This is a genomic window from Paenibacillus piri (assembly GCF_004354045.1).
In the GTDB taxonomy this organism is placed as follows: Bacteria; Bacillota; Bacilli; order Paenibacillales; family NBRC-103111; genus Paenibacillus_S; species Paenibacillus_S piri.
Genome location: NZ_SMRT01000017.1, coordinates 125,025 through 142,484 on the forward strand (window position 1 = coordinate 125,025; position 17,460 = coordinate 142,484).

At 53.4% G+C, this 17,460-nt stretch carries 13 protein-coding genes; 2 read left to right on the plus strand and 11 right to left on the minus strand.

All coding sequences use genetic code 11. The annotated features are described in order from the left end of the window. Window positions 1–56: 56 nt before the first annotated feature. From E1757_RS27660 to E1757_RS27675, 4 genes are all read right to left on the minus strand, one after another. Window positions 57–848: a VOC family protein gene (locus E1757_RS27660; protein WP_133234328.1), complete on the minus strand. Its 792-nt coding sequence runs from the start codon at window positions 846–848 to the stop codon at window positions 57–59. 76 nt (window positions 849–924) lie between these two features. Beyond that, window positions 925–1,965: a LacI family DNA-binding transcriptional regulator gene (locus E1757_RS27665; RefSeq protein WP_133234330.1), complete on the minus strand. Its 1,041-nt coding sequence runs from the start codon at window positions 1,963–1,965 to the stop codon at window positions 925–927. A gap of 10 nt (window positions 1,966–1,975) precedes the next feature. Further along, the gene (locus E1757_RS27670; protein WP_133234332.1) at window positions 1,976–2,980 is read right to left on the minus strand and encodes a C-terminal binding protein; all 1,005 of its coding nucleotides are present in this window, start codon (window positions 2,978–2,980) and stop codon (window positions 1,976–1,978) included. A 301-nt stretch (window positions 2,981–3,281) separates the two neighbouring features. Then, on the minus strand, window positions 3,282–4,286 hold the full coding sequence (locus E1757_RS27675) for a LacI family DNA-binding transcriptional regulator (protein ID WP_133234334.1): 1,005 nt from the start codon (window positions 4,284–4,286) through the stop codon (window positions 3,282–3,284). Between the two features lie 295 nt (window positions 4,287–4,581). Here E1757_RS27675 and E1757_RS27680 point away from each other — a divergent pair, with 295 nt between their 5' ends. Further along, on the plus strand, window positions 4,582–5,679 hold the full coding sequence (locus E1757_RS27680) for a glycine-rich domain-containing protein (RefSeq protein ID WP_133234336.1): 1,098 nt from the start codon (window positions 4,582–4,584) through the stop codon (window positions 5,677–5,679). Window positions 5,680–5,979: 300 nt separating this feature from the next. Continuing rightward, window positions 5,980–8,991 carry an ATP-binding protein gene (locus E1757_RS27685; protein WP_246079572.1) on the plus strand — a complete coding sequence of 1,004 codons (3,012 nt, stop codon included), beginning with the start codon at window positions 5,980–5,982 and terminating at the stop codon, window positions 8,989–8,991. A gap of 24 nt (window positions 8,992–9,015) precedes the next feature. Here E1757_RS27685 and E1757_RS27690 read toward each other — a convergent pair whose 3' ends face one another. The 7 genes from E1757_RS27690 to E1757_RS27720 all read right to left on the minus strand — a co-directional run bounded on the left by E1757_RS27690 (window position 9,016) and on the right by E1757_RS27720 (window position 17,248). Continuing rightward, the gene (locus tag E1757_RS27690; protein WP_133234338.1) at window positions 9,016–10,488 is read right to left on the minus strand and encodes a PstS family phosphate ABC transporter substrate-binding protein; all 1,473 of its coding nucleotides are present in this window, start codon (window positions 10,486–10,488) and stop codon (window positions 9,016–9,018) included. Window positions 10,489–10,662: 174 nt separating this feature from the next. Continuing rightward, on the minus strand, window positions 10,663–11,745 hold the full coding sequence (locus tag E1757_RS27695; protein ID WP_133234340.1) for a Gfo/Idh/MocA family protein: 1,083 nt from the start codon (window positions 11,743–11,745) through the stop codon (window positions 10,663–10,665). A gap of 48 nt (window positions 11,746–11,793) precedes the next feature. Further along, window positions 11,794–12,606, minus strand: coding sequence for a sugar phosphate isomerase/epimerase family protein (locus tag E1757_RS27700; protein WP_133234342.1), 813 nt, complete (start codon window positions 12,604–12,606; stop codon window positions 11,794–11,796). Between the two features lie 105 nt (window positions 12,607–12,711). Continuing rightward, window positions 12,712–13,710: a hydroxyacid dehydrogenase gene (locus E1757_RS27705; RefSeq protein ID WP_133234344.1), complete on the minus strand. Its 999-nt coding sequence runs from the start codon at window positions 13,708–13,710 to the stop codon at window positions 12,712–12,714. An 18-nt stretch (window positions 13,711–13,728) separates the two neighbouring features. Next, window positions 13,729–15,324 (minus strand): type 2 periplasmic-binding domain-containing protein, encoded by a 1,596-nt coding sequence (locus tag E1757_RS27710; protein WP_220446539.1) that lies wholly within the window; start codon window positions 15,322–15,324, stop codon window positions 13,729–13,731. A 42-nt stretch (window positions 15,325–15,366) separates the two neighbouring features. Continuing rightward, window positions 15,367–16,251, minus strand: coding sequence for a carbohydrate ABC transporter permease (locus tag E1757_RS27715; protein ID WP_220446540.1), 885 nt, complete (start codon window positions 16,249–16,251; stop codon window positions 15,367–15,369). Between the two features lie 16 nt (window positions 16,252–16,267). Then, entirely contained in the window at window positions 16,268–17,248 is a 981-nt protein-coding gene (locus E1757_RS27720) for an ABC transporter permease (protein WP_246079573.1), read from the minus strand. Between the last annotated feature and the right edge of the window lie 212 nt (window positions 17,249–17,460).

Consider the following 17,460-nt stretch of genomic DNA (forward strand, 5'->3'; position numbering starts at 1 on the left):
AATGGCTTTCCCAAGAAGGCTGGCGTCTTGGGCCGTATCCGGGAAAGCCGATTGACTTATAGGTCGCGCAAATCGCTGCGGTCCAAAATTTCGATCTTCTCGCCGTCCGGTCCTCTGAACACGGCAACGCGGCCCAGACCGGTGCCGGCATTTTTCGGAGAGCCCGGCTCGAAGGCAACGCCCTGGGCGGACAGCTTCTCCGCCATCGCATCGACATTTGCAACACGCAGCGCAATGTGGCCGATCAGGTCACCGGCTTGCGGCTCTTTCCTGTGCAAAAATTCGATCACGTCATAGCCGTGATTCACATACACCATCGTCAAGTCTCTCGGCGGCTCGAGGTAAAACCGTTTCAGCACGGTCATGCCCGTCTGCCCGCCGTAAAAAGCTTCCGCCGCTTCAAGGTCGTTAGCCAACAGCGAAATATGATCGAAGCTGAGAATGTCCGAAGTCTTCTCCGGCTTGCGGTACGTATCGTCCCGCTCGATCAGCTCGATACGAACGCCGTTCGGGTCGGATAAGAAGGCGATCCGGCCATGCCCGGAGCCGGCAACCTTCGGCTGCACGAGCGGCTTGTATCCGGCAGCGGTGATCGATTCGAAATCGCGATCGATGCTATCGGTGGAAAAAGCGACATGATCGAAGCCGTAGACGGAACGGGAAGAAAGATCGCCCGGCGCCAGCAGCTCGATCATGCCCCCGGCCAATTGCACATAGATGCATTTCGTATTCGTCGCCGGAATCATCGCTTCCCTGACGACCTGCGCTCCTAAAATCCGGGTATAGAAATCGACCGATTTCTCCGCATCTTTCACAAAAGCTCCGACATGATTCAATTCGTAGATCATACCTAATCCCTCTCCTTCAATCGGTTATTTGAATGTGCTTTCGCTGGCTCCGACAGCCGCGGTATTCCGGTACGGCTCACGGCTTCGTATTGCCCTTGCGCTTGCTCATGCCGCATGATTCCCGGATGGCCAATTCGGGCTCGATTTCCATCTTGACCGGTGTCAAGGAAGACATCAGGTTCCGGCTATCGAGCAGCTGGAACATCAGGTTGACCGAGCAGCGGGCCACTTCCTCGACATTGTAAAGGACGGTGGTCAGCGGCACCTCCGCATATTGCGAAAACTCGACGCCGTCGTAGCCGACAATCGCCATATCCTCCGGTACCCGCATTCCTTGCTGACGGCACCATCTGAGCGCCCCTAACGCGACCGAATCTCTCGAGCCGAGAATGGCCGTAGGCTGGTGCAGGTTCACCAAATAACCGGCGGCATCGTAGCCCTGCCTGTAGCCAACCTGACGGGTCGTCACCACCAGCTCCGGATCGAACGGAATGTCCATCTCCTGCAGCGCCAGCTTGTAGCCCAGCAGCTTCTCGCCATTGGGGGTCATGCCGTCCAGTATGAAGGCGATCCGCCGGTGGCCGAGCCGGGCCAAATGCAAGGTCGCCTTGTAAGCGCCTTTGATCCGGTTGACGAACACGGCGTCGGTTGGCGTATCATGCTCGCCTGCGGACAAAAATATAATAGGAATTCCGGTGTTGCGGATTTTACGGATTTTTTCAAAATTGTAATTAAGCGCCGGAAACATCAGGATACCGTCCACCTGGTGGGAAATTAAAAAATCGATCGATTTGGCTTCGCTTTCCGGATTTTTATCGGTCGTCATCAAAATCATGGAAAACCCGAGCGCGAACAAATTTCTTTCGATCTGCTGGGCAATCTCCATGAATATTGGGTTTCTCAGCTCCGTGAGCAGCACGCCAACCATCTGTGAACGCCTTTTGACCAGCGATCTCGCTATCTGATTCGGAATATAATTCATTTCTTCCGCTGTCCGGATAATTGCCGTTCGTGTGTCCTCGCTGATGCGTTTGCTCCCGTTCAGGGCTAGGGATACCGTATTGACGGATACGTTGGCTGCCTTCGCGATATGTTTTTGAGTCACACGATTACGCATGGGGTCTCCTTCATTTAACTTGATTGACCTGATTCAACAGCACATTGTCTTCGAACAAACTGCGGACGATACGGGCAGCGCTGCGTCTGCACTCATCGAACGACTCGACGGAATAAAAGGCCGCGTGAGGCGTCCCCAATATCGCCTCGCTTTCGAACAGCTCCGGATTTTTCGGCGGTTCTCCCACCACTACATCGAGTCCGGCGCCAAGCACCTTACCGGAACGAACAGCTTCCTGCAAATCCGCCAGCCGGATCACACCGCCGCGCGCCGTATTGACGATCACTGTGCCCGGCTGCATCAGGTCAAACTGCGGCTTGCTCAGCATATTTTCGGTTTCCTCGGTCAACGGGCAGTGGAGGCTGATGACATTCGCCTGCGCCAGCAGCTCGTCTTGCTTCCGTGCGCGGCGGATGCCCAAAGATTTCTCAATGCCCGGCGGCAAGTACGGATCGTAAAATACGACGTCGAAACCGAACGCCTTCGCGCGAACTGCGACCGCAATGCCGATCCGTCCCAAACCGATAATGCCGAATACTTGACCTCTCAGCCGGCGGATTTTCCCTTCGCCGATTTTCCAGTCCCAGCCTCCTTCGCCGGTTTGGCGATTGTACGGCACGATCTGCCTGCTGATCGCCAGCGCCAGCGCCAACGCATGATCGGCTACCTCCTCGGTGCCGTAATCGGTAACGTTGGCGACCCGGATTCCCGCCTGTCCTGCTGCATCGATATCGATATTGTCGTAGCCGACGCCGTTTCGGACGATCGCCCGGCATTTGTTCAGCCTGGATATCGCATACGAGGTCAGCTTCACTTGATGCCAAATTATAACCGCGTCCGTTTCCTCCAGAAGCTGCAGCGGAATTTCGGTCTCATCGGTCACGTGGATGCCGGTTACTTGGGCGCAGCCTTCCAGCTCCTCCTGCTCCGGAATCGTTTCCAGCGCATTGGACACCGTAGAATCGATAACCAACACTTTTTTTGCAGCATGATTCGAATCCTCTGCTTCTTTCATTGCTTAACGCTCCTTTTACGAATGACATGTCGTTATCTTTACGTCAGGCTGTGCTGCTTTCCGTCTATCTCTATGCTGCAATGTCTCGCGTCATTGTGCAGCAGCGATTGTTTGCTGACGTTATCTCTCCTGCCAACAGCAGGACGCGCCTCCTTTCCTTTTGGTTTAATCCGCAAACCGTCAACTGCAGCGCTTTCAAAATTTCGGCCCGTGATATTCAATCCAAACGGTAAGCGGGTAAAAAACGGTGGAGAACATTAAACTAGTATTAACGTTAATACAAAAGTTTGAAAAAATGATCCTAGGATTGACGAATAATCAACTTCGGATCGATAGCAATTTTTTGAAGCGGCGCTCCAACCTTATGTTCTTTCTCTTCAATTCTTTTCAACAGCAGCTCCGTTGCCTTCTTCGTTACCGACTTTACATCGTACTGGACCGAGGTCAACGGGACATCCGCAAAGCTCGAGGCGGCAATATCGTCAAAGCCGATAAAGGCAATATCTTCGGGAACCCGGATTCCTTGCTCGCGGCACCAACGCATTGCGCCAAGCGCGATATGGTCCTTGGAGCACAGAACTGCCGTCGCCTTGCCCTTCTCATACAACGACTGTACAGACGCATATCCGGCTTTGTACCCGTCACCTTGAATGATGCTGACCAGACCCGGATCGAAATCGATTCCGTTGTCCTGCAGCGCCGAAGTATAGCCGTTTTGCTTCTCCTCATCATTCATCGCTCCGCGAATGAAGCCGATGCGTCGATGCCCATCTTGTATAAAGTGCGACACCGCCTTGTAGGCTCCGGCTTGCCGGTTCATGTAAACCGCATCCGATGGCGAATCATATTCGCCGCCTGCAAGCAGCACGATTGGAAAGCGTTGATCGTGCATCGCCCGGATTTTCGAAAAATTGGCCCTCACCAGCGGGTACATCATGATGCCGTCGACTTGCCGCGAAACAAGCACATCGAGCGCCTCGGCTTCCTGCTCCGGGCTGAAATTGGTAATCATGAGCATCATGTTATAGCCGGCTTGCTTAAGCAATTGCTCGATTTCCTGTGCCGTTTCCGTCAAAATCGGGTTCATCAGCTCCGTCAAAATAATACCGATCGTGTTCGTCTTCTTCTGAACAAGCGACCGCGCCACGACATTAGGAATATAATTGAGCTGACGGGCACACTCCATAATTTTCAACCGGGTCTCCTCGCTGATGCGCGGACTGCCCTTCAAAGCCAAGGATACCGTATTGATCGAGTACCCGGTCTTCTCGGCGATTTCTTTTTGGCGTATGCTATTGGAAGTCATGTAAACAAACCCTTTTTCTTTAAATGTATGCGAAGCTTGTGGATAGTATTAACGATAATATCATTATATTTTAGATTTAATCTTTTGTAAACCATATAAGTGAAGGGAAGCTTTCGCGGACGGGACCCGGTTGAACCGCGGCCATTCGAGATCGATGCGCCAAAACGGGTAGGCAGGCGGCCGAATCATGCCGCTTGGAATTTCATGTTATAATGGAAGAAACTGATCGAATGCCATTGCGGATGCTTGCGCCAAAAAGGCTTCGCCATGGAGAACAGTCTCAAGGAGGTTATGCATGAATACCGTTATTGTCGTATGCTTCATTCTTTTGGTCATTTATTTAATTAGCCGGAACGGCAAAAGCCGGGACGTTCAACGCGGCGGCGGTCGTTACGCGCCAAACCGGTCGGTCCAGCCCCTGCAAAGCATTCCTTATGCAAATACGCCGCTGCCCGCCATGCTGGGCATTCAGCCGCATTTGCCGCTGCAGGCGGCGGTTGCGCGGCTTGAACAGTCATTGCCGGAGTCATTCCTGCAGCGGCTCAAAGAACGCGTGCTCGGCCGCTATCCGCAAATGTCCGACGCCGAATATGAGTGGAAGCTGCTGGAGCTGAAGCGTTATTTTTTGATGACGGCAATCTTGAAGGATGTCCCGATGTTCAGTCAACAAGTCGATGACCTATGGCATGAAATGCTTATGTTCACGCGCGAATATTCGCAGTTTGGCGAAGCATTCGTCGGCGCGCCTATCCATCATGCGCCGCATACGGAAGGCCAGCCCGATCCCGGCGGACGGGCCTGGTTCGATTGGACGTATGCCCAGCTGTTCGTCCATACCCCGTACAGCGGGCGAATTTGGCGGCCGTTTTTCCGGCATCCGCTCGATCCGGCTCTGCTCGACGAGCTCAAGCTGAACAGCGAGGAAGAGCTGCTCGCCGCCATGTTTAACCGACGGTCCGCGGAGCGGTATCCGGAAATCCGGGAAACCGCGCTGCTGCTGATCCGCACAGCCAAGGATCAGGCTGCCGAAGCCGGGCGTACGGCAGCCTATACCGCCGAGCGGCCCGCGTTTGGGGCCGACTCTTATATGCCGTATTTGGCGGGGGCGCTAATGTTTTACTCGATGACTCAATTCACCGACTTTAGCTCGCATATGGAGCCGCTTTTTGCCGAAGAGGAGGCGCAGCGGCGCATGCAGGACGCCGCCGCCGGACTGAACGGCTCCGCCTCCTCCTGCGGGAGCGGCTGCAGCTCGTGGGGGGATGACGACGACCGTTCCTCCGGCAGCGATTGCGGAGGAAGCGGCGGCGATAATGGCGGCGATAGCGGCAGCGGAAGCAGCTGCTCGTCCTCTAGCTGTTCGTCTTCCAGCTGCGGCGGTGGCGGCGATTAATCTGCTGCCGGGCTAATGACCGCGCGGACCGGCAGCGGGAGCGGACCGCCCGGTTAACGCCCGTGACGCTTGTGAAAGCTGTGCGGGGGCAGGCGTTTTGGAATTTTTAATTGAAAGGCTCGGTCGTGCCAGCCGCAGATCTTCGCAGGCATTGGAAAATTCGCTTACGTGATGAAAGGTATTGGGCATATTTTGCCGAATTTAATTTCTACTATGAGTAAAAAAGGAAAGCTGCTTATTATAATAGGCCTGTTTATAATCATCCTCACAGGCGGGAACTTCCTCTGGATGGTATATTTCATGAATGCGGATCAGCCCTCAGCGGTGGATGGGGCACTGGATTTGCGGAAATGGGATGCGGCAGCGGGACGTACGGTTACACTCGACGGCCGGTGGGAATTTTATCCCGGCGTACAGTTGATGCATAACGATACCCAATCGGGCGGTTCGGATAAGCCCATGAAGTTTATTCACGTTCCCGGAAGCTGGAACCAATCCTTACAGTCGGATCGGAATACGCCGTATGGATTCGGATCATACCGATTGCGCATTTACGTCAATCCTGAACAAGATCTTACCTACAGCATCCGTATTCCAAGCGTTCGGAGTTCGTCGGAGCTGTTTGTGAACGGCCGTTTGTTGGCACAGTCGGGCCAGCCGGCGGAGCTCGAAAATAACTATACGGCTCGGAACGTTCCTTATTCTGCCTCGTTTACAGCAGATAGAAACGGTGTAATCGAGCTTGTCGTACAGGCGGCCAACTTTAAAGATCCCCGAAGCGGCGGCATCGTCCGCTCGATAAAATTCGGAACGGAAAATGCGATCAACCGTGAGACGCAGTTCTCCATGATGATGCAGGAAAGTGTTGCCGTCACTTTTCTGATTCATGCCGTATATGCGCTCATTTTATTTTTCATGGGAAACCGGGATCGTAAATTGCTTTACTTCTCCCTTATGGTGTTATGCGCCATTCTTGCAATTCTTACCGGCAGCGAGGACAAACTGCTGCTGTATTGGTTCCCGATCAACTATGATCTGAGTCTTAAGCTTATGTCTCTCTACATCATTGTCGGTACATACTCATTAATTGGCAGTATCCTGCATCTGCTGCCCGCTTATTGGAGCACGAAATTTTTTCCGGGATATACCGCTCTGTGCGGGGGCTCAGCATTTCTGGCGCTGCTTCTGCCCGAGAAATACCTTTTACCGATTACGAACTTGTTTTTACTTATCGCCGTCATTTGTGTACTAATGGCCATCGTGTCCATGCTGCGAACAACTTTGAAAGGAACTCATAATAATCTGCTAATGCTCCTGTCGCTCATCGCCTTCGCAAGCAATTTTGCATGGTGGGGCTTTTTCCTTGCGACCGGAATTAAAATCGTCTATTATCCGTTCGACCTCATTATCGCAACGATCGCCTTTTCCTCGATCTGGTTTAACCGTTATTTCCGGATACTTGCCGAAACGGAACAGCTCGCCGAGAAGCTTCAGGAAACCAACAAGCAAAAGGACGAGTTTCTGGCCAACACGTCCCATGAGCTGCGTAACCCGCTTCACGGCATCCTGAACATCTCGCAAGCCGTACTGGAAAGGGAAAAGCATTCGCTGAACGCCAAAAGCGTCAAAGATTTGGAAATGGCGATTACCGTAGGGCGCCGCATGTCATTTATGCTGAACGACCTGCTTGATATGATGCGTCTGAGGCAGAGCAGCATCAGATTGCAGCTTCGCAGTCTTTCCATTCAAACGATCGTGACCGGGATCATCGATATGCTTCGTTTCATGACGGAAGGAAAATCGATCCGGCTGACGAACCTCGTACCAGGCAACTTTCCACCTGTGACGGCCGATGAAAATCGCCTCATTCAAATCGTATTCAATCTGCTTCACAATGCAGTAAAATATACGAACGAGGGCGAAGTCTCGATACGGGCCGAGGTGAAAGACGGGCAGGCCATTATCGTCACCACGGATACCGGCATCGGCATGGATGAACTAACGATGCGCCGAGTATTCGAGCCATATGAACAAGCCTCCCCCGACACGACGGCTACAGGCGGAGGATTCGGACTCGGGCTCAGCATTTGCAAGCAATTGGTGGAACTGCACGGAGGAACGCTACAGGTCGATTCAGCGCCGGGTCAAGGCTCGTCATTCGCTTTCACTTTGCAATTATCCGATTGTGCCGATCCGCAGTTGGAAACGGATGCTTACACCGCAGCCTCCGCCGCCTATACTGAGGCTGCTTTGACGGCTTCATCCGATCGGCTTGATCCGGCTTACGATTTGCAATCGGTCTTCGTTACGGACAGGCCAAGAATCATGGCTGTAGACGACGATCCGATGAATCTAACCGTATTGGAAAACATTCTTTCTTTGGAACGATACGATGTCACTGTCGTTACGAACGCCAAGGATGCTTTATCTATGCTGGATCTGAAAGATTGGGATTTAATTATTTCCGACGCTATGATGCCGCATATGTCCGGGTATGAATTAACGCGCGCCATCCGCAGCCGGTTCTCCACCCTGGAGCTTCCGATCCTGCTTCTGACCGCCCGAAGCCAGCCGGAAGATATCGAAAACGGGTTTCTTTCCGGCGCCAACGACTACGTTACGAAACCGGTGGATGCGATGGAATTGAGATCCAGAGTCCGCTCTTTGACCGAAATGAAAAAATCGGCGCGCGACCGGTTGCGGATGGAAGCCGCATGGCTGCAGGCGCAAATCCAGCCGCACTTTTTATTTAATACTTTGAATACGGTGGCGGCACTCAGCGAGCTCGATACGAATCGCATGCGCAAGCTGCTTGAAGTTTTCGGAAGTTTTTTGCGGGATAAGTACAGCTTTCATAATGCGGACGAGCTTGTACCGCTCGAGTATGAGTTAGATCTCGTTCGCGCCTATTTATATATTGAGAAAGAACGATTTGAAGACAAGCTGCGGGTTGTTTGGGAGGTTGACGAACGGGTGGAACTGCAAATTCCTCCGCTTACCATTCAGCCCTTGGTAGAGAATGCGATAAAGCATGGCATATTGAAGCGTGCGCAAGGCGGAAGCATACATATCCGAACCTCCGCTTTTGAAAATAAAATAGAAATTTCAATCGCAGATGACGGAGTGGGGATGAGTGAGGAACAGCTGGGCCAAATTTTTGACGCCCGTTTGAATAAATCTCCGGGAATCGGTTTGCTCAATACGGATCTTCGCTTGAAACGGCTGTACGGCAAAGGACTTGTCATCAGCAGCAGGCCGGATCAAGGAACTACGGTTTCGTTTATTATCGATAATAGGTCTGCTGCCTTTTGATACGGTTATTTGCGGCTTCGACCGCTATTTCGCCTCTGCCTCGCGAACCGGTACGAACCCGCCTTTTTCGATCAAGCTGCTGCCCTTATCGGTCTGCAGCCATGCAAGCAGCCTGCCTGCCGGACCGTCCGCCGATTCGTCCTCGCGGGTCACCGCATACAGCAGCGCTGTGAACGGATATGTGCCGTTCCGGATGTTCGTCTTGTTGCTTTCGATGCCGTTAACCGATAAAAATGCCACGTTTTCACGTTTATGCATCTCATTGGCGAAATAATAAAAGGAATATCCGATGGCATGGATCCCGTTTTGATAGTCGGCGACCGAATCGATCAAACCGCCCATCCCCGAAGGCTTTTTAACCTTGGGAGGGTCGGCCAGCTTCAGCCCCTTCATCACCTTTTGCTCCATATAGGTCTGACTTCCGGAGTTTTTTTCACGCTGAAACGCGATGATCTGCCGGTCTGCGCCGCCAACGCCGCGCCAATCGCCGATTTCCCCCGAATAAATAGACTGGATTTGCCGAGCGGTCAGGTTGCGAACCGGGTTATCTTTATGGACGATAAATATGAACGCATCTTTCCCGAGCGGCGTCAGCCTCAGCTTCACCCCGTTGTCCTCCGCAAGCTTGAGCTCTTCATCCGAAGGCGCTGCAACAAAGATGATATCCGCTTTTTGGGCAATCAAATTTTCATAAGCGGCATGGGTAGTAGAAAATCTGACGTGCTTCTCCGTCCACGCTTTGTTCGTACCGATTAGCTCGCTCATCAGGATACGGCCGAACGGTACAGCTGCGGTAGCTCCATCCACCTTCGGATAAGTCTCCGCCTTGAACATCGCGGTACCGGACCACCACAGGCCGGAGGCGGCAAAAAGGAGAAGCCACAAGACGGCCGCACCGGCCGCCACTGCGACCGGCCGCTTGCTCGTTGCCGCTGCGGCCCGTAATTTATGGGTGCCTGCTCCAGCCAGCACAGCCGCGCTCGGCCAGAAGGAGGCCAGCAGCGCAGCAGCCTTCATCGCACCGCCGGTCAAATAAGATTCTAGACATTCAAACAGCGGTATGCACCAAAGCACATACACCCGGTAAGGCAGCCATGCGATTTCGCCGAGCCCGGAAGCCGAGCCGTAAACGCTTCTGGCTGTCGCGAGCCAGATCGCGGCGCCGATAAACGCCACCGGCAGCACCGACAGGCAGAAGACTGCCATTGGGGCGGGGCGCCTTTTCGACAGGACATAGCCAAATCCGGCGAACGGCAGTCCCACGACTCCCGCATAAAGCAGCATGATCAGCATAAGGCCGGCATCGCTCCATGCGCCATTGTCCAGCAGCCGTTCAAACCAGCCCCCGTTTGCGGCGAACACGACGCACAACAAATCAAACAACATGTAAAAACCGAATAACCATCCCCCTCTTTCCGCCGCCGGCCGTATAAGCTGCCTTAGCCCTGCTCGCGGCTTGGAGGGAATTTTATTTGAATGGCTATGCAGTTGGTTCAAGGATACCGCCTCCTCTTGAAATTGCTTTCCATAATTTAGACGCTGTTTATGCTGCTATGTTTCTTTAATTACAAATCTGTGCCATTAATAAAAAACAGACCGCCCCCAAGGGCAGCCTGTTCCGTGCTTTCCGTATATTACATTATTCCGCTACGAATGTTAATCGCACACCGATTATGCCCTCGCAGGCATAGCATTTTGCCGGTGGCTCTCCTCCATAACCGCAATTTGCTGCCGCACCTGTTCCAGCGTAATGGCGAAGGGAACGTCGTTGACGAGCGTATCGTACAGCCTGACATAATACTCCCGGCACATATGATCGAAGGAGCCCAGCTTATACTCGTCGGCAAAAACCCAGCTCTCTTCATGCCATTGAAGCTCTTCCCGGCAGTAGGCAGGATCTCCCTGCGCATTCACATAAGGATCCCGGGTCAGTTGCTGCTCAGGGGCTTCCTCCGGTTTAAAATATTTCCAGTCCAAACGGTTCACATTGCCCTGCAGTCCGCCGCGCGTCCCTTGAATGTTGTACGTTTGGTTCGGATACGCCGAGCAGGACGATATTTCCACATCAATGACAGGCTTGCCTGGAGCGTGAAGCAGAAGCTTCACGTAATCTTCCGCATCCCCGAACGTATTGGCGCGGTCCATATAGCATGTCACCTGCGGTACGGCGTCCGTTCCGATAAACTGCAATGCCTGATCGACCGGATGAGGACCCGTGTTGAGCAGGTTCCCCGCGTTATACTCGCGGAGCGTCTGCCAATCCCATCTGCGGGCAAAGCCGTTGTAAGTAATATTGACCTGGACGACGCGGCCGATCGCGCCGGAATCGATAATGCGGCGGATCTGCTCGAAGGCCGGGAGGAACCGCGACTGCTGGAACACGAACAGCTTATCGCCCGCTTGGGCCGACGCTTCGATCAATTGATCGACCTCTGACGCATAACGGGCCAGCGGCTTGTCGCATACGACCCGAAAACCGTGAGCCAGCAGGTCAAGCGATACCGGCACATGCAGATGGCTTGGCGTCGCATTGACAACCAGGTCGATATCGCTGCGGCCGAGCAGCTCTTTGTAATCGCCGTACACATTGCAGCCATACCGTTCCGCCGCTACCTGACGGCGTTTCTCCATCGGGTCGACAACGGCGACAATCCGGTATTTGTCTTCCAGCCGTTTGAACGTTTCGCTATGAATCGAGCGGCCGCTCCGGCCTTGACCGATCACGGCAACACGCAATATTGAATCTGCACTCATCTCTGAAATCTCTCCTTCGACGTTAATGTTATTCGTTCGGTGAACGGTTTAGTTCGTCAGCCTGCGCATATATTGAACGTACTGCGGAAACGATTCCTCCGCGTTCTCGATTTCCGGATGCCATTTCTTCTCCCATTCGAGCGTGTAATAGCCGTTATAGCCGTTGCGCAGCAGCAGCTTATACATATTCGCGAGCGGAATGCTGCCTTCTCCGGTCAGACAATAATGGAATTTGCCGTCCGCATCCGGCAGTACGCGGGAATCCTTCACATGCGTATATTCAATCCAGCGGCCGAGCGCGGCCCAAGTGTCCTCGGGCTGTTCGCCCAGCGTCCGGAACGGATGATGCAAATCCCACAGCACGCCGACCGCATCCGGATCGACCTGCTCTAGTACCGCCTTGACATCGCTGCAGGAAGTCCAGTCGTCATGCGTTTCCAGCAGCAGCTTGACGCCATGCTCTTTAGATACCGAAGTTAATTCCTTAAAATGACGGACGACGGCTTCAATGGCGGCCGACCGGTCGGTCTCGCCGATGCCTCCGCCGAACACGCGGATGTAACGGGTTCCGAAAAACGAGCACAGCTTGGAATACTCCTTGATTTCCGCCAGGTTTTGTTCGAATTTCTCGTCGGAGAACACATGAACGGAGCTGGAAAAGCACGAAACCTCCAAGCCCGCCTCTTTGATTTGATCGCGCGTCTGATGAATGTTTTGCTGGAACGCAGGCAGCCTGTAAATGTTCATTTCGCCGGTGAGACCGCGAAAATCGATCGCGTCAAAGCCGTATTCCTTCGCCCTTTGAATAATCAAATCCAGCTCCCAGTCAGGACAGCCCAGCGTAGTAAATGATAATTTCATATTGTCTCCTCCTCGTATTAAATTCGGGCCCGAGTCGGCGTATCCGCAGGCCGCATCAGGCCCGTCCGCAACCAATTTCAGACATCGGCCGACTATTGACCGGTTTTATTTGGTCGTCATTCGTTCGAACCGCTCCGCCGTCACTTGCCGCAGCAGCGGCTTGCCGGCAACAAAGCGGGCCAAATCGTCGATCACCATGACAGCCAGCTGCGATTTCCAGTAGCCGGAATAAGCCCCGATATGCGGCATGCACAATACGCCCGGCAGCTGCAGCAGCGTGTCATCCGGCGGAAGCGGCTCGGTATGGTACACATCCAGCGCGGCATATATACGGCCGGATGCGAGTTCCTCCTTCAGCGCGGCCTCGTCAATCAACGGACCGCGGGCCGTGTTGACCAATAAAGCGCCGTCCTGCAGCAGTTGCAGCTGCCGCTTGCCGATCATTCCGCGCGTCGATTCGGTCAGCGTATCGTGCAGCGATACGATCCGGCATTCGCTCAGCACGGTTTCCAGTCCGACCAGCCTGACGCCCAGGGCGTCCGCCTCCTGCTGCGTGCAGTAAGGAGAATAGAGCCTGATATCGGTATTGAACCCGCTCAGCAGGCGGATCACCTCACGGGCGACTTCGCCGTAGCCGATGATCCCTACCTTTTGCCCGAACAAGCCCATGACGGTATTGCCGTTGTCGCCCCAAGATCCGCTCCGCAGCAGATCGCGGTACTTGCCGATTTCCCAGGCGCCGTTCAACATCAGCGTCAAAGCGAGCTCGGCCGTCGACCGGGCCAACGCCGTATTGGCGTTGACCACGGCAATGCCGCTGCGGAATGCCGCCGGGTCGACATACGGAATCAATGTGCCCGCGGCATGGCCGATAAACTTGAGCTGTCCGGCGCCGGCCAAAATGTCCGCCGTCAGCTTCGGCGAGCCCCAGGATGTGATGACTGCGTCATAGCGGCGAATATCGCGCTTCAGCTGCTCCGCTTCATACGGCTTGCCAACTTCAACCCAATCCGCCTCCGAAACCGCGGTCAGCTTCCTGACCGCATCCTCGCCGAACAGCAAATCCCGCAGTTCCTTTTTCCAAACCGTTACCAATGTTTTCATTGCGTATCTCCCGATAAATTAGGCGTTTTTCTGATATCGTTCGTAAGCATCCTGATAAATTTTGACGATCTCGTCCATGCCCATTTCTTTAAGACGCTTCATATATTTATCATAATTCGGTTCGACCGCTTCTGCGCCCATGACCCACTTCTGCTGCATTTCGCGCATGTACGTATCGATAGCCGGCCATTTTTCACTGATCGTCTTTTCTTCCTTGGGCGTGAACGTTACCGACGGAAACTGGGGAGCAAAATATTTGTTGTCGATATACATTTGAATCCCTTTGTTCGCGATCGGGTTCGTCCACTGCTGCTCGTAGAACAGGTCCATCTGATAACCGGTGTTCAGCTGCGCTCCGATATCCCACAGCTGCTTATTGACCGGCTCTTTGCCGTTCAGCACTTCCGGCTTGAAGATCGGCTTGCCGTCCTTCATATCGTAATGGACGCCTTCGATTCCAAAGTTCATCAGCCTTCTGCCTTCCACCGTGAACCAGAAGTCGAAATATTTGATCGCTTCCACTTTATGCTTGCTGGTCGAAGAAATGCCCCAGCCTTTGTCCTGAAGAAGACGCCGGCTGTACTCTTGCTGCACCTTGCCGTTTCTGTCGGCCGGAGGGGCGAACGGAACGAACTGAATGCCCGGGATTTTATCTTTTAACGTCTCGTTATACGTAGCCGTGCTCGGGAACCAGTCATGTGTCGCGCCGCCGGCATTGTCGCCCAGCACAATTTCCCTGGACTTCGCGCCGCGCGTATAAATTTCCTTGTCGATCAAATCCTCTTTATACCATTTGGCGAGATTGACCATCGCCTCCTTGTATTCCGGCAAGTATTTGCCGTACTGCACTTTCCCGTTCGCCACATGCCATTCCGGCCGCACGCCGAATAAAGGAACCAGCTTGGTAACCGCTTCTTTATTGTCGCGGCTGAAATAAGGGATTTCATCCTTTTTGCCGTTGCCGTTCGGATCTTTCTCGCGGAAAGCTTTCAAGGTTTCGTAGTACTCATCCACCGTCTTCGGTTCCTTCAAGCCGAGCTTATCCAGCCAATCTTTCCGGATGTACCAGCCCTCGGACGCTTCACCGTCCATAATGTAAGGGATAAAATACAGCTTGCCGTCGCTCGCGACGGAGCCGGCCTTCGCCCATTTGTTGTCCTGCAAAAATTTTTTAATGTTGGGCGCATGCTTGTCGATCAGATCGTCCAACGGCTCCATCGCCCCGTCCAGCGCGGCTTTATTCAATTCGAGTTTCAGCCCGGAAATGATATCGGGCAAATTACCCGACGCCATCATCAGGTTGAACACTTCGCGGCTGTTCGTTGCGCTTGGCGGCGCCGTACCGTGCAGCTTCACATTGGTCATTTCCTGGGCTTTCTTGAACAACGGGAAATCGTCCTTGAACACCTTGGTGTCGTCGTGATAATGAATCGTCATTTCGACCGCCTTATCGCTAACCTTGAAACCGTTTGCCGCAGGCTGCGAGGATTGCCCCTGCCCGGAATCCGTCCCGGCCGCCACGTCCTTCTTGCCTCCGTCCGAGCAGGCTACAAGCGGAATGCTCATCATAATGGCGGCCAATGCGGCGCCGCCCGCTTTTTTCATTGTACCCATAGATTGCTTCCTCCTTTAATATATCACGATTGCCTCGCCGCATCATTCTTTCACGGCGCCTAGCATCATGCCTTTGACAAAATATTTTTGAATAAACGGATATACCAGCAATATCGGAATAATCGATACGATGATCGTCGCGTATATAATCGTCTCCTGCGAAAAGCCTTGAGCGATGTCCGCCGCGTTCATCATTTCCTCCGTCAGCTTCATCTCGACAATCAGCTTGCGCAGCAGCACCTGCAGCGGAATTTTATGCTCGTCGCGAAGAATGACCATTGCCCAGAAATAACCGTTCCAGCGGCCCACCGCGCAGAACAATCCGATACTCGCCAGGGAGGGCAGCGACAAGGGCAAATAAATTCTTGTCAAAACCTGCCAGTCGTTCGCACCGTCCACCTTGGCCGATTCTTCAAGCTCGTCGGGAATGCCCTGGAAAAAGGTTTTCATCAAAAACACGTAAAACGTAAACACCGCAAACGCGAAAATAATCGTAAACCGCTTGTCCAGCAGCCCCAAATCCCGCAAATTCAAGTAAAAAGGAATCATGCCCGCCGTACCGCTCATATTGACAAACATCGTCAAAGCTACGAGAAAGCTGATGAGCGAGCCGCCGATCAGTCTCTTTTTGGAAAGCGGATAAGCGCCCAAAATCGTAAACAGCAGATTGACCGCCGTTCCGACGACCGTATAAAAGATCGTGTTGCCGTAAGCAATCCATATCCCATCCTGCGTCAGCACCTTCCCGTAGGCAGCAAACGTAATTTCCTTCGGGAACAGCAGGACCTTGCCGGTCACAACCGCGTCCGAGGAGCTGATTGAGGCCGACGCCACATAAAGGAACGGATACAGCGCCAACGCCGCAACGATCGTAAGAATGACATAATTGAACATGCCGAACCATTTCTCGCCGACAGTCGGTTTCACCTTGCTTCACCTGCCCTTACCAAAGTCCGGAATCCGTCCGTTTCTTGCTGAAACGGTTTGCCATATACACCAGCACCAGCGATACGGCCGCGTTAAACAGACCGACCGCCGTCGCAAGCCCGTAGCGTCCTTCCAACAATCCGGCCCGGTATACGTAGGTGCTGATGATGTCGGAAGTTTCATAGGTAGCCGGCTGGTACATCAAAATAATGTTTTCGAAGCTGACATCCATCATTTGTCCGACCTTCAGAATGAGCATGACGGCAATTGTCGGCATGATCGCCGGCAGCGTAACGTGCCATGTCTGCTTCCAGCGATTGGCGCCGTCGATGACGGCAGCCTCGTATAAGGTCGGATTGACGCCGGACAAGGCGGCAATGTATATGATCGAGTTAAAGCCCGCTTCCTTCCAAACGTCGAAGGTGCTGATGTAGATCGTTCGGAAATATTCCGGAATCGTCAAAAAGTACACTTTATCCAGCCCGATCCGATCGAGCAAAATGTTGACCAAGCCGTTGTTCGGCGCAAGGATGTTGGTCACGATGCCGGCGACAACGACGGAGGAAATGAAATGCGGCAAATACGTAAACGTTTGCACGAATTTACGGAACAGCATATTTTTGGCTTCGTTAAACAACAGCGCAAGCGCGATCGGAATCGGGAACGCAAATAGAAGCCCGTACAAGCTGATCAGCACCGTGTTTTTCAAATTCCGGAAAAAATAAGGCCCGGAAAAAAATTCGCGAAAGTTATCGAGTCCTACCCAAGGACTGCCGGAAATGCCTTTAAACAAGCTGTACTCCTTGAACGCGATTTGCAGCCCGTACATCGGCTTGTACAGAAAGATCAAGTACCAGAGCACAAACGGCACCAGCATCAGGTACAGATGGCGGTCCCCCAGAACCCGCTTGCGGATTTCCTTGAACCTCGACCTCGCTGGTGTGCGCCGTGCTTTCGATAGTTCCGTTTTCGCCAGCACGGTCTCATTAGATTCCACAGCTTCACCGCCTTATTAATTTGTATGTCTCTCTCTTGCGGAGCCCCCCCGGGTGTGGTGCTGCTGCCGCTTCGTCCCGCTACTCCCGACCGAAGCTTACGACCGATTCTACAGGGGCGGACGGCGGCTGTAAATCACCAGTTTACCGGCTCGTCGACGTTTCTTCACCATGCCTGCAAACGCCCGGGCGGCGCGGGTTTCGAGCCGCAGGA

What these genes read in the sequence shown, in the direction of transcription:
- E1757_RS27660 (WP_133234328.1), bottom strand. Translation starts at nt 848, where the DNA reads ATGATCTACGAATTGAATCATGTCGGAGCTTTTGTGAAAGATGCGGAG.
- E1757_RS27665 (WP_133234330.1), bottom strand. Translation starts at nt 1,965, where the DNA reads ATGCGTAATCGTGTGACTCAAAAACATATCGCGAAGGCAGCCAACGTA.
- E1757_RS27670 (WP_133234332.1), bottom strand. Translation starts at nt 2,980, where the DNA reads ATGAAAGAAGCAGAGGATTCGAATCATGCTGCAAAAAAAGTGTTGGTT.
- E1757_RS27675 (WP_133234334.1), bottom strand. Translation starts at nt 4,286, where the DNA reads ATGACTTCCAATAGCATACGCCAAAAAGAAATCGCCGAGAAGACCGGG.
- E1757_RS27680 (WP_133234336.1), top strand. Translation starts at nt 4,582, where the DNA reads ATGAATACCGTTATTGTCGTATGCTTCATTCTTTTGGTCATTTATTTA.
- E1757_RS27685 (WP_246079572.1), top strand. Translation starts at nt 5,980, where the DNA reads ATGAATGCGGATCAGCCCTCAGCGGTGGATGGGGCACTGGATTTGCGG.
- E1757_RS27695 (WP_133234340.1), bottom strand. Translation starts at nt 11,745, where the DNA reads ATGAGTGCAGATTCAATATTGCGTGTTGCCGTGATCGGTCAAGGCCGG.
- E1757_RS27700 (WP_133234342.1), bottom strand. Translation starts at nt 12,606, where the DNA reads ATGAAATTATCATTTACTACGCTGGGCTGTCCTGACTGGGAGCTGGAT.
- E1757_RS27705 (WP_133234344.1), bottom strand. Translation starts at nt 13,710, where the DNA reads ATGAAAACATTGGTAACGGTTTGGAAAAAGGAACTGCGGGATTTGCTG.
- E1757_RS27710 (WP_220446539.1), bottom strand. Translation starts at nt 15,324, where the DNA reads ATGGGTACAATGAAAAAAGCGGGCGGCGCCGCATTGGCCGCCATTATG.